Below are 11,830 nucleotides of genomic sequence, written 5' to 3' on the forward strand. Positions count from 1 at the left end.
GGGACCGCTGGGGGGGGGATCGCTGGGGGGGGGACCGCTAGGGGCCGTGTCGTCAGGGCGGGGGCGATGGATCCTGGCCAGCGTTGCCGTGGGGTGCGTGGTGCTCGTGGGGGCAGGGCTGCTGGTCATGCGGGGGCTCGCTCCGGGCGAGTCGAGCGAGGGCGTGGGGGCCAGCGCCGCCACGTCGGCGCCTGTCACGTCCGTGGGTGGGGACCCGGCGCAGCGCGGGGCGCCGGGCGCCGGGTCGGCGGCTGGGGCTTCGGGAGCGGGATCTGCCGATCCTGGCGCAGCGCCGGGGGCCAGCGGGGCACCCGAGGCTCCGGAGAGCGCCGGCACGGGCGCGGTGCCGGGTGGTGCGTCGAGCGCTGCGGCGAGTCCGGCATCGACAGGGGCGGGAGCGGCGACGAGCAGCGCGCCCTCGGCAACGGCGGCTGCAGGCTCCAAGGCGGGGGCGGTGCGGAGCGCGCAACCGCAGACGTCACGTCCTGCCGCGCCGAAGCGGTCCTGTGATCCTCCCTTCTTCATCGCGAAGGACGGGACCAAGCAGTACAAGCTGGAGTGCCTCTGAAATCCCGTTATGCTCGGGGGGACCGATGGGTCCGATCTCCCGAAGCTTCCGGGGCGTTGCTCTCGGGTTCCTCGCTTTTGCTGCGGTGGTGTCGGTGGGGGATGCCGCGCAGGCCGGCAAGCCCAAACCAGCTCCGAAGCGGGATCTGAAGGCCGAGAAGAAGGCCTGCGTGGAGTCGCACGCGCGAGGGCAGACGCTCATGCGCGAAGGGAAGCTGGCCGCTGCGCGGGAAGATTTCATCGCCTGCGGTCTCGACAGGTGTCCCGGCGCGATCCGCAAGGAGTGCGCGGATCTGCTGGCCGAGGTGAACCAGAAGCAGCCGAGTGTGGTGATTGACGGACGCGATGAGGTGGGGCGCCCGACGACCGAGGTGAAGGTCTTCGTGGACGACAAGGAGATGGCGGCGAACCTCGACGGGCGGGCGATAGACGTCGACCCGGGGCAGCGCACGTTCCGCTACGTCCTCAAAGGGGGGAAGAAGACCATCGAGAGAAAAGTGCTGGTCCTGGAAGGACAGCGGAGCCGCAAGCTCTCGGCAGTCTTCGGTTATCCGCCGCCGCCGCCGCCGAAGCCGTTCGAGATTCCTCTGCTGTCGTACATCCTCGGGGGGGTGGGGATCGGGGGGCTCGGGAACTTCGCGGTGTGGGGGGCGCTCGGGAAGTCCAAGCAAGGGGACCTGGAGGACTCGTGCGCTCCGCGGTGTCGTCAGGAGCAAGTGGACGCGATGCGGAGCAACTACGTGATCGCGGACGTCTCGCTGGCGCTCGGGGCTGCGGCGCTCGGGGCCGCCGTGGTGGTGACGCTGGTCCACAACAGCGGGGAGGAGAAGCCAGCGCCTCCCGTGAACGTGGTGCTTCACCCGGGTGGCTTCATGGCCGTGGGGCACTTCTGAACGTGAACGAGACCGCCTGAACCCTCGGGGGATGCCATGTCGTACCGGCCGCTCCGCTTCGTCGTCGCTGCGCTCTGGCCACTCTTCGCGATCACCTGCTCGCTCACGGCGCCCGCCGACGAGGAGCTGGTCGGGTCGTGCGAGGATGACCGGAAGAACGGCGACGAGACGGGCCCGGATTGCGGTGGGTCCTGCGGTCCTTGCGGCACGTCGGTGGCGTGCAAGGTGAACGAGGACTGCGCGTCGGGGGTGTGCGAGCTGGATGTCTGCAAGGAGCCGGAGTGCGACGACGGGGTGAAGAATGGCGACGAGGCCGACGTCGATTGCGGCGCGAGCCTCGAGTGTTTCACCTGCGAGAGCGGCAAGACATGCAATGCCGACGATGATTGCGACAGCTACGTCTGCAGCAACGGTGAATGCGCGGTGCCGGCCTGCGACGATGGTGAATACAACGGGGCGGAAGGCGACATCGACTGCGGCGTCGTGTGTCCCTTGCTCTGTGCGGACGGCCTGGGTTGCAACGATGACGCCGATTGCGCGTCGGGCCTGTGCGACGAGAACGACCTGATCTGTATGCCGTCCCCGTCGTCCGGGAGCGACTTGCGACGTCATTCGCGGTAGGGACCGCGCGTTGTCAGAGGGGAAGCGCCGGGGGTTGTGCGGCTGAAATGCGCGAAGGCGCGCGCCGCCCGCGGGCAGGACCCGGGGACAGCACGCGCCTCCTGGCACGATCTGCAGGCGTGGGCAGGCGTCAGGAGACCTTGCGCCGCGCCGAGTCCCAGCCACGCCGCACGGCGTCCTTGGTCTCGTCCCAGGTGCGGCCGCTCTTGAGGTCGTTCCACTCCTCCTTGAGCTTGCCCTCGACGCGGTCGTCCCAGTCCGCTTCGTCCTTGTAATGGGAGGCGGCGCCCCAGCCGTAACGCATCCCCGGCTCCACGTGGTCCCAGTCGACGTTGGGCATGCCAGGAGGGGGGATGGGCTCCTTGCCGACCGCTTGCTTCACGGTGTCGCCCACATCCTGGTTGAGCTCCTGGCCCTGGTGCTTGGTGAAGTCGGCCTTGGTCTGCTCCCAGTCACGTCGCAGTGCTTCCTTCACGCGGTCCCAGGCGGTGGTCTTCTCGTCGTTCCACCACGCCGGGTTGGTACTCTGGATCATTCTGGTGCTCCCCTCGCTGTTGTCGTCGAAACTCCGAGATGTTGATGCTCGGACGTTCGATCATGTTGCGAGTGGTCGTGTGCGGCTGGTGCCGGATCCCGGGAATCTGGCGGGCCGGCATGGCCACTGCACGGTGATGCATCCGCGGCGCACGTGCGCAGCAAGCACCCGCTCCGGGGCCGGTGGAGGGCGCTGAGGAGGCGCTCGCCGTCGACCGTGGGGCCCGGGGGCACGCATGACATGCGGTGTACGCATGGCACGCGGGGCACGCAGGGCACGCAGGGCGCCCCTGACCCCTGAGAGGAGGCGGTACGGCATGAGCTCGTCGCTGGCGCGTGTGGAGAGTCGGTGGGTCGAGGCATACGGGGGGAGGATGCACGCCCGGGTCTCGGCGGGGCCGGTAGAGCCCGGGTTGACGCCGGTCGTGCTGGTGCACGGGATGGTGGTGTCGAGCCGGTACATGACGCCGGTCGTGGAGCGGCTGGGCGCGTACTACCCGGTGTATGCGCCGGACCTGCCGGGCTTCGGGAAGAGCCACAAGCCCGGGAGGACGCTGTCGCTGGCCGAGCTGGCCGATGCGCTGGTCGCGTGGATGGACGCGATGGGGCTGGGGAAGGTGGTGCTGCTCGGCAACTCCTTCGGGTGTCAGGTCGCGGTGGCGTGCGCGGCACGTCGTCCGGAGCGGGTGTCACGGCTGGTACTCCAGGGGCCGACGACCGATCCGCGGGCGCGGGGGGCGCTCGGGCAGATCTGGCGCTGGCTGCGCAACGCGGTCCGTGAGCCGGCGGGGATGATGTCGATCATGCTGCGCGACTACTGGGCGGCGGGGTTCCTGCGGAGCCTGCGCACGTTCCGGGAGGTGCTGCGGGATGCCATCGAGGAGAAGCTGTCGCGGGTGAAGGTGCCGGCGCTGGTGATCAGCGCGGAGCACGACCCGGTGGCGCCGGTGGACTGGGGAAAGAAGGTGGCGGGTCTGCTGCCCGAGGGGCGGCACGTGACCATCGCGGAGGCGACGCACACGGCGGTATTCCACGCGGCCACGGAGGTGATGCGCGCGACGCGGCTCTTCGTGGAGGGGGAGCCGTTGCCGGAGCGGATCGGGGCGATCGAGCGCGGGCCGAACTTCATCGCGGCCTTCGACTCGTCGACGGGGATGCTGCGGGCGACGGCGCTGGGGTTGCGGGGGGAGGACTTTCCTGGGCTGGGGTTGAGGCATCCGCTGGCGCCGCTGGTGCGGCTCGGGAACCGGGTGCCGGCGCTGCTGCGGGAGACGGTGTACGCGGTCGCGGGGTGGACCGAGGCCGTGCCGACCTCGCGGCTGGGGCGCCTGGATGTGGAGGAGGTGTCGCGCTGGGTGGCGCGGCAGTATCCGGAGAAGCGCTATCCGGCGATCTTCGTGGGGTCATCGAACGGTGCGCTGGTGCACCTCGCGGTGGCGATGGGGGTGCCGTGGCTGCCGCAGACATTCCTGATCCCGGTGCGTCACGTGCGGGGAGACGTGAACGACATGCGGGGGCAGCTCGCGTGGTCGAAGGAGCCGGGGCGCGCGCTGCTGGAGGCGAACCCGGAGCTTTCGCTGAGCCACATGCACGACCCCAATCAGGATCAGCTCATGTCGGCGTACATGAGCTACTTCCGGGTGAAGCGGCGCACGCTCGGGCCGACGTACGAGCAGTTCCTCGCGGAGAGGCTGGAGCCGGGGGGGACCATCTTCGTGGTGGAGTGCGGGAAGAGCTGGCCGGTGACGCGCATCTCGGACCAGCACTGGTTTCAGCCGGGCGCGGTGGGTGGCCTGACGCCGGAGGAGTACCAGCACGGGAGCGCGCGGGTGCGGGAGTTCCTGAGGGCGCGAGGGGCGTCGCGGGATCGGTGGGATCCGGCGCCGACCGATGCGGTGCGGCCGGAGGCGGAGTGGGGGTTCCTGGAGGAGCTGCGGGACGACATCACGCGGGTGGGGCAGCGGCTCGGCGCTCGGGTGCGGCGGGTGATCTTCGAGGATCCACAGGAGTTGAGCCCGCTCGTGGCCGATCTCTACCGTGACTGGTACGCCTCGATGGGGCGGCCAGGGACACGGCTGCTCGTCGATTCGTTCATCCTGATGGATCCCTGGTGGACGCTGCGCACGGGGTCGGTGCCGTTCTGGACCACGTTCCCGGTGGAGCCTTCGGCGGACGTGCTGGAGGCGTACCTGCGCAAGGTGGAGCCTTACGAGCACATGCACGCGATGCTGTTCTCGCACGGGGTCGAGTCTGCGGGGCTGGCGCACCTGGAGCGGTGGCGCGCGATCCTCGGCCAGGCGCGCGGTGAGAGCGGGTTCGTGGGGGTGGATGAGCGGGCATTCCCGCGGGATTTCGCGGTGCTGGTCAACTACAACACGCAGATCAAGGAGAAGATCCCGAGCCGCTTTCCGCTGCCGGCGCCGCTGTCGCTGGAGCGGCTCGATGCGTTCCTGCGGCGCGCGGGAGATCGCTATGCGGTGAGGTGGCTGGACGAGGCGGTGGGCCTGGCAGAGCGCGCAACGGCAGCGTGAAGCGCGGGAGGGATGCCGGCGTGCGGTGAGGGAAGGGGAAGGGGAAAGGTCAGTCGGCGGGGAAGGGTCAGTCGGCGGGGGCGGCGTGCGCGTCGCTCCGTCGCTGTCTGGACTTTCGCCAGACCCAGGCGGTGCCGCCGAGCGCCAGGACGAGGACGTCGAGGGGGATCGGGATCTCGATGGGGTCGACGATCACGATGGGCTCGGGGATCACGGGGCTCGGGTCGGGCGCCGGGGCGAAGAAGACGTCGTCGATGCCGGGACGGGGGCTCGCGCGATCCTCGAAGGCGGTGAGCCAGGCATGCTCGAAGGGGACGGGGATGTCGGTGAGGGTCACGGGAGGGCCATCCGAGGGGGTGAGGAGGTTTGCCCAGGTCGCCTTTCCCGGCCACGGTTGCTGGCCGTCGCCGAGGGTGCCTTCCATGCGCGCGCGGCTGATGAGGAACACGCGGAGGAGGCGCTCTGCCGGGATGGGCGCGGCCTGTCCCGGAGGAGGGGCGGGAGCGCTTTCTCGCTGATCGGCAGGCTCTCGGTACGGGAAGAAGGGGCGGTCGGTGGTGAACGACATGCGCACGGAGGATGTCGCGACCTGCTCGGCGCGCTCTCGGGGGGCGATCTTGAAGGCAGTGATCTTCCAGTGGCGTGCGACGTAGGGTTGCAGCCAGGTCTCCAGGGCGGGGCGGGAGGCATAGCCGTGGGTGCGCAGCCACTCGGCGAGGGCGTCGGCGCGGTCGGCCTCCAGGACGGCGGCGTCGTAGCCGGCAACGGTCTGCTCGTGCAGGACGCGGACGGGAGGGGCGGACGCGGTGGCGGGGGCGCTCTTCAGGGACCTCGCCAGGAAGAGGGTGAAGGGCAGGGCGCAGAGCATGCCCACGGTGACGCCGTCGATGCGTGTCTGGTGGACGCGGGCGGGGGCGGTGCGCGCTTCCAGGGCCTCGAACGCGCCGGGAGAGACCTCGGCGAGCTGCGGGACGGAGGGGGTGGGGACCAGGAAGCCGAAGTCGCGGGCGGTGGTCGAGAAGGAGGCTCGCCGGATGAAGTGCTCGGTCCGGGAGGCCTCGTCCCATACGATGATCGCAGCTTCGTCGGCGATGCGGACCTGGGCGTCTGCAGGGTAAGCGGGGGCGCAGGCGCTGGCCGGGCGGGGATGCAGGAGGGCGAGCGACGTGGCGAGCAAGAGAGAGGCTGAGGGGCCGCGCATCGTCTCGGAGGGTATCGCGGGTCGACCGGGGGCACGGAGGGGGTTCGCCCCGACGGACGGGGGTGATGGGAGGGGGATGGTGGGGGCGGCAAAGGGTGTGGGTCGCAGTTTTTTGAGGTTTCCGCTTCACACCCTGCCGGTGTGGTAGCTACCGGCCATGGACCGTCGCGCTTTTCTCCTGTCCTCCGCTGCCGCTGGTGCTGCCGTGACGCTCGGGTGTGCGTCGACTGCGCCGCCTGCGCCGCCGCCCGCGTCGCCCGTGCCGCCTGGTCCGGATCCCGAGCCGGAGCCGGAAGCAGGGTCGGAGCCGGCCAGGGCCGCCGCGCCGCCCGCCAAGACCATGCTCATCCTGGGAGGGACCGGGTATCTGGGGCCCCTCGTGGTCGAGGCGGCGAAAGCGCGTGGCTACAAGGTCACGCTGTTCAACCGTGGCAAGACCCGGCCCGAGCTGTTCCCCGATCTGGAGAAGCTCCAGGGGGATCGCGATCCGAAGAAGGACGAGGGGCTCAAGGCGCTGGAGGGGCGCTCCTGGGAGGTGGTGATCGACACCTCGGGGTACTACCCGCGCATGGTGAGCGCGTCGGCCGAGCTGCTGGCGCCGCGGATCAAGCAGTACATCTACATCTCGAGCGTGTCGGCCTACGCGAAGACCGATCGGGTGGGCATCGACGAGACCGCGGCGGTCGCCACGCTGGCCGATCCGACGGTGGAGACGATGGGCAAGGAGTTCGAGAACTACGGCGGGCTGAAGGCGCTGTGCGAGCAGGCCGCGGAGAAGGCCATGCCGGGTCGGGTGGCGAATGTGCGGCCCGGCTTCATCGTGGGGCCGGGAGATCTGAGCGGCCGCTTCACCTACTGGCCCGTGCGCGTGTCGCAGGGGGGCGAGATGCTGGCGCCAGGGACGGCCGCCGATCCGGTGCAGATCATCGATGGGCGTGACCTCGCGGCGTGGCTGGTGGTGGTGGCGGAGCGGAACCTCAACGGGGTGTTCAACGCGGTCGGGCCCACCGAGCCGCTGACGATGGGGGGCATGCTCGAGGCGTGCAAGGCGGCGACGAAGAGCAACGCGCGGTTCACGTGGGTCGGCGCGAAGTTCCTGAAGGATCACCCGGCGAAGGTGGATCTGCCGATCTGGGTGGCGCCGGAGGGAGATGAACTCGGGTTCCACACGGTGAGTGGGAAGCGCGCGTGGGAGGCTGGCCTGACGTCACGGCCGGTGGTGGATACGGCGCGAGACACGCTGGCGTGGTGGAAGGAGCAGCCGGCAGCGCTGCAGGAGAAGATGCGGAAGGGGCTCACGCCAGAGGTGGAGGCGAAGGTGCTGGCGGACTGGAAGAAGGCGCCAAAGGGCGGGGCGGGGAGCAAGAAGACGGGGAAGTGAGGGGGGCGAGAGGAGGGTGCTGCGGCCAGGGTAGGGGCCGCGGGGCCCTCACTCGTGCGCCTTGCCTTTGAGCGCGCGGGCGAGGGTGTTGCGGCCGACGCTGAGGCGTCTGGCGGCTTCGGTTTTGTTGCCGTCGCAGGCGCGCACCATGGCTTCGCAGTAGCGGCGGGCGGCGTCGTCGAGGGTCAGGGTGAGCGGGAGCGTGACCTCGCCGTCGAGGGGCCTGTCACCCTGCCGACCGACGGTGCTGGCGGGGATGGCGTCGATGAGGGAGTGGCGGCCGCTCGGCGGGGCTTCGTCCTGAGGAGGGGGGCGCGGCGCGGCTTCGCGGCGCGCGGGCAGGTGCCGGGCCGAGATCCAGCCGTCGGGGGCGAGGGCGATGGCGCTCTCCACCCAGTGCTCCAGCTCGCGCACGTTGCCTGGCCAATCATGGGCGCGCAGGTGGGTGATGGCGTCGGCGGTGAAGCGGGGCGCGGGGCGGCGGAAGACGGTGGCGTAGTGATCGGCGAAGTGCCGGGCGAGGGCCTCGACCTCCTCGGGGCCGCGCTCGCGCAAGGGGGGGAGCTCGATCTCCACGACGCGGACGCGGTAGTAGAGGTCCTTGCGGAAGCGGCCTTCGGCGACGAAGCGTTCGAGATCGCAGTGGGTGGCGCAGACCAGGCGGACATCGGCGCGGATGGTCTGGCGGCCGCCGACGCGCTCGAAGCTGCGCTCCTGGAGGAAGCGGAGGAGCTTGCCCTGGATGTCGAGGGGGAGGTCGCCGAGCTCGTCGAGGAACAGGGTGCCGCCCTCCGCGAGCTCGACCTTGCCAGGGACGCGACGGTCGGCGCCGGTGAAGGCGCCGCGCTCGTGGCCAAACAGCTCGCTCTCGACGAGCTGGGTGGGCAAGGTGGTGCAGTCGACGGTGATGAAGGGGCGGGCCTGGCGGCCGGAGTTGACGTGGATGGCGCGGGCGAAGAGGCCCTTGCCGGTGCCGGTCTCGCCACGGAGGAGGACGGTGGCGTCGGTCTGGGCGGCGAGCTGGACCTTCTCGTAGACGGCGGTGAGGCGCTCGCTGCGGCCGACGATGCGGTTGAAGGGGCCCTGCAAGACGAGGCCGGGGTTGTCGCCCTCGGCGGCGCGCAGGGTGGTCATGCTGAAGGCGCGGGCGAGCTGGGTGGCGAGCGCGGTGAGGTAGCGCTCGTCCTCGTCGTCGAAGGGGCCTCCGGCGCGGTTGAGGAGCTGCACGACGCCGCGGATGGGGGCGCCGGCGTCCTCGCGGATGGGGGCGACGAGCATGGAGCGGGTGGTGTAGCCGGTGGCCTTGTCCGCGCTGGGATCGAAGCGGGGGTCGCTGTGCGCGTCGTCCACGCGCACGACCTCGCCGGTGCGGGCGACGTAGCCGGCGATCCCGCGATCGATGGGCAGACGCAGGGCGGGGACCTCGGGGAGGAGGGCGACGCGGGTGACCAGTTCGCCGCTCTCGGCGTCGACCAGCCAGATGGATGCGCGGTCCGAGCGGAGCGCCCGGGCGAGGCGCTCGCACGCGGTGGTGAGCAGCGCGTCGAAGTCAACCTCGCGCGCGAGGAGCGAGGACAGGTCGACGAGCAGCGAGAGTCGCGAGGTGGACAAGGGGGCAGCCTCCAGGATAGAGGCCGTCGCGAGCGCCGTCACCTGCATCAACATGGGTCATGCCGCCTCGGCGAGCGCGTCCACGCCGAGCACCATGCCCTCGCGCGCTGCCAGCGAAGAAGGGAAGAGGTCGCGCGCGAGCCGCTCCATGTCGTCGACGGCGGCGTCGTTGCGGGTAGGGTCGTGGTGGAAGAGCACGTAGGTGCCGACGCCAGCCGCGCGTGCCAGCTCCGCGCCCGCGACGTAGGTGGAGTGGCCCCATCCCGCCTTGGAGCGGCCATGATCGCCGCGGTACTCCTCGGGCGTGTACTGGGAGTCGTAGATCAGGACGTCGGCGCCTTCGGCGAGGGATCGGAGCGCGGGATCGACGCAGGCGTAGTGCTCGGTGTCGGTCGCGTAGACGACGCTCTTGCCGGCGTGATCGAGGCGGTAGGCGAGCACGCCGCCCGGGTGATTGAGCTTGGCGACGCGGACCTTGACCTCGCCGATGTCGAAGGCCTGCCCGTGGCGCACCTCGCGGTAGGCGATCTCGGCGCCGAGGTCCTCGAGCCGGACGGGGAAGTTGGGAGCCGCCATCTGGTTCGCGAGGGTGTCGCGGAGGGTGCCGACGCCGTGCGTGGTGCCTACCACCTCGACGCGGGTGCTCGGTACGTAGGCCGGCACGAAGAACGGCAACCCCTGGATGTGGTCCCAGTGGAGGTGGGACAGGAGCAGCGTCGCGCGCACGTTTCCCTCGGCCATCAGGGCGTCGCCGAGCTTGCGGATCCCGGTCCCCGCGTCGAGGATGAACCGCGCCGCGCCGCAGCGAACCTCGACGCAGCTGGTGTTTCCTCCCACGGCCGCCGTCTCCGGCCCGGGCGAAGCGATGCTCCCGCGCACGCCCCAGAACTTGATCTGCATGATTCTCGTGGCCTCCTCGGATTTCTCCAGGAGCGAGCGGCATGCCAGCCGTCGTGGCCAGGGAATTTGCGGCGTTTTCGCGGGATCTGGCCCAGGGAAGACCAGGGGGTGCTCCAGGGTGGAGCGTCAGGGCGGAGCGACGCTCCGGAATGGAGCGCACCGGGCCGGGCAGGTCCGCATTGACGGCGTTGCCGAGCCTGCGTCATGTTGACCCGACCCGCTCGTCGGCGGGGGGCCCAGGCTTTTCCAGTGAGGGAGGCCGGGCAACGAGCGGAACGTTGACCGCGCTCCATACCGGGGCCTAGCATTCCGCGCTGCCGTCTCCGTTCGTACGATGACAGTCGCCACCTACGCCGCCGCACAGTTGCTCCGGGTGCTCCCGCGCGAACGCATCACCCGGGCCGTTGGACGCCTGTGCGACGCCAGGCTGCACCCGGTCCTTTCGAAGGTCGTCGTGGATCTCTACACGCGCGCTTACCGGGTCGATCTCGACGCGGCTGCGCCCGCGCCGGAGCCCTACGAGAGCTTCGATGCCTTCTTCACACGCGCGCTGCGCGAGGGCGTGAGGCCGCCTTTCGAGGACGCGCTGTCGTTCATCAGCCCTGCCGACGGCCGACTCCACGACGCGGGTCCGGTGGTCGAGGGGGGCGAGCTGCTGGTCAAGGGTCAGCACTACCTGGTCAGTGAGCTGGTCGGGGATCAGGCCGAGGCGCAGCGCTACGTGGGCGGTCAGTTCGCGGTGATCTACCTGTCACCGCGTGACTACCACCGCGTCCACAGCCCGGTGGCCGGCGCGATCTCGATGATCCGCTCGATGCCCGGGGATCTGTACCCGGTCAATTCCATCGGCGAGCGGCACGTGCCCAAGCTTTTCTCCCGCAACCGGCGGGTGGCCATCGTGATCGACACCCCGGCTCATGGGCGGGTGACGGTGGTCATGGTCGGCGCCATGATCGTGGGTCGCATCACCGTGAGCGCCCTGGATGCGCGGGATGTTCCGCTTGGCGATCACGTGATCGATCCCGCGCTTCCCCTTCAACGCGGCGACGAGATCGGGCGGTTCCACCTGGGTTCGACGGCCGTGATGCTGGTCGAGCGAGGTGCCTTCCCCCGGTGGGATCGCCCGCTCGGGCCGGTCCTCTTCGGAGAACCTCTGCACATCCCCTCCTCGCCCGGCGCCACCCCGCACGGCGGAGACAGTGAGCGATGAACGGCGAGCCTCCCCGCGACCTGCGCGAGAGCCAAGCGGCGGGCGACGACGAGGAGAGCCGTCCGACCACACCCCACCCGGACACGCTGAGCTCCTACAGGCGGGAAAACAGCTCTCTGCCGGCACCCTCGCGCCGCCGCGCGACCCTTGCGGGAGCCGCCTCGGCACCCCCGCTGTCGTCGCCGGCCGGCGCCGTCGCGTACAGCGCCATTCCGGGCCCCGCACCGCTGCCGCGGGTGCCCGGGGTGGATCGACTCCTCGGTATCGACTCCTCGGTGAGGACGGCGCGGGGCGACCGGGAGGCGCGGGAGCAAGGCACCGTTCTCGCCGCGCGTTGCAGCCGTCCGATCCTCCGGGGCAGGTCTCAGGGCCTGCTGCGGA

Annotated in this window: 9 protein-coding genes and 1 pseudogene; 6 read left to right on the plus strand and 4 right to left on the minus strand. The window is 70.6% G+C overall.

The window, feature by feature from the left end; translation table 11 throughout:
• From CAP_RS50245 to CAP_RS50250, 3 genes and pseudogenes are all read left to right on the plus strand, one after another.
• Positions 1-568: pseudogene (locus tag CAP_RS50245) on the plus strand (hypothetical protein); the annotation flags it as partial.
• Between the two features lie 25 nt (positions 569-593).
• The gene (locus CAP_RS11685; protein WP_044239910.1) at positions 594-1,460 is read left to right on the plus strand and encodes a hypothetical protein; all 867 of its coding nucleotides are present in this window, start codon (positions 594-596) and stop codon (positions 1,458-1,460) included.
• A 36-nt stretch (positions 1,461-1,496) separates the two neighbouring features.
• On the plus strand, positions 1,497-2,081 hold the full coding sequence (locus CAP_RS50250) for a hypothetical protein (RefSeq protein ID WP_052374849.1): 585 nt from the start codon (positions 1,497-1,499) through the stop codon (positions 2,079-2,081).
• A 130-nt stretch (positions 2,082-2,211) separates the two neighbouring features.
• On the opposite strand, the gene CAP_RS11695 is transcribed toward CAP_RS50250, so the two are convergent.
• The gene (locus tag CAP_RS11695) at positions 2,212-2,616 is read right to left on the minus strand and encodes a hypothetical protein (protein ID WP_044239911.1); all 405 of its coding nucleotides are present in this window, start codon (positions 2,614-2,616) and stop codon (positions 2,212-2,214) included.
• 316 nt (positions 2,617-2,932) lie between these two features.
• Between CAP_RS11695 and CAP_RS54940 the strand changes: the two genes are divergently transcribed.
• Positions 2,933-5,146 carry an alpha/beta fold hydrolase gene (locus CAP_RS54940; protein ID WP_197041133.1) on the plus strand — a complete coding sequence of 738 codons (2,214 nt, stop codon included), beginning with the start codon at positions 2,933-2,935 and terminating at the stop codon, positions 5,144-5,146.
• A 67-nt stretch (positions 5,147-5,213) separates the two neighbouring features.
• Here CAP_RS54940 and CAP_RS11705 read toward each other — a convergent pair whose 3' ends face one another.
• Positions 5,214-6,347, minus strand: a complete 1,134-nt coding sequence (locus CAP_RS11705) for a DUF2330 domain-containing protein (protein ID WP_081864795.1) — start codon at positions 6,345-6,347, stop codon at positions 5,214-5,216.
• 157 nt (positions 6,348-6,504) lie between these two features.
• On the opposite strand from CAP_RS11705, the gene CAP_RS11710 reads away from it, so the two are divergent.
• On the plus strand, positions 6,505-7,728 hold the full coding sequence (locus CAP_RS11710; RefSeq protein ID WP_044239915.1) for a Rossmann-fold NAD(P)-binding domain-containing protein: 1,224 nt from the start codon (positions 6,505-6,507) through the stop codon (positions 7,726-7,728).
• Between the two features lie 48 nt (positions 7,729-7,776).
• On the opposite strand, the gene CAP_RS11715 is transcribed toward CAP_RS11710, so the two are convergent.
• Together CAP_RS11715 and CAP_RS11720 are read right to left on the minus strand one after the other, a co-directional pair.
• Entirely contained in the window at positions 7,777-9,339 is a 1,563-nt protein-coding gene (locus CAP_RS11715; RefSeq protein WP_275936501.1) for a sigma-54-dependent Fis family transcriptional regulator, read from the minus strand.
• Between the two features lie 57 nt (positions 9,340-9,396).
• Positions 9,397-10,239 (minus strand): MBL fold metallo-hydrolase, encoded by an 843-nt coding sequence (locus CAP_RS11720; RefSeq protein WP_044239917.1) that lies wholly within the window; start codon positions 10,237-10,239, stop codon positions 9,397-9,399.
• A gap of 334 nt (positions 10,240-10,573) precedes the next feature.
• Between CAP_RS11720 and asd the strand changes: the two genes are divergently transcribed.
• Positions 10,574-11,449, plus strand: a complete 876-nt coding sequence (gene asd / locus CAP_RS11725; protein WP_044239920.1) for an archaetidylserine decarboxylase — start codon at positions 10,574-10,576, stop codon at positions 11,447-11,449.
• Positions 11,450-11,830 lie beyond the last annotated feature (381 nt).

It is taken from the genome of Chondromyces apiculatus DSM 436 (assembly GCF_000601485.1).
GTDB classification, from domain to species: Bacteria; Myxococcota_A; Polyangia; order Polyangiales; family Polyangiaceae; genus Chondromyces; species Chondromyces apiculatus.

Excerpts from the sequence above, each read along its gene's own strand:
- CAP_RS11695 (WP_044239911.1), bottom strand. The coding sequence starts at position 2,616 with ATGATCCAGAGTACCAACCCGGCGTGGTGGAACGACGAGAAGACCACC.
- CAP_RS11710 (WP_044239915.1), top strand. The coding sequence starts at position 6,505 with ATGGACCGTCGCGCTTTTCTCCTGTCCTCCGCTGCCGCTGGTGCTGCC.
- CAP_RS11705 (WP_081864795.1), bottom strand. The coding sequence starts at position 6,347 with ATGCGCGGCCCCTCAGCCTCTCTCTTGCTCGCCACGTCGCTCGCCCTC.
- CAP_RS11685 (WP_044239910.1), top strand. The coding sequence starts at position 594 with ATGGGTCCGATCTCCCGAAGCTTCCGGGGCGTTGCTCTCGGGTTCCTC.
- CAP_RS54940 (WP_197041133.1), top strand. The coding sequence starts at position 2,933 with ATGAGCTCGTCGCTGGCGCGTGTGGAGAGTCGGTGGGTCGAGGCATAC.
- asd (WP_044239920.1), top strand. The coding sequence starts at position 10,574 with ATGACAGTCGCCACCTACGCCGCCGCACAGTTGCTCCGGGTGCTCCCG.
- CAP_RS50250 (WP_052374849.1), top strand. The coding sequence starts at position 1,497 with ATGTCGTACCGGCCGCTCCGCTTCGTCGTCGCTGCGCTCTGGCCACTC.
- CAP_RS11720 (WP_044239917.1), bottom strand. The coding sequence starts at position 10,239 with ATGCAGATCAAGTTCTGGGGCGTGCGCGGGAGCATCGCTTCGCCCGGG.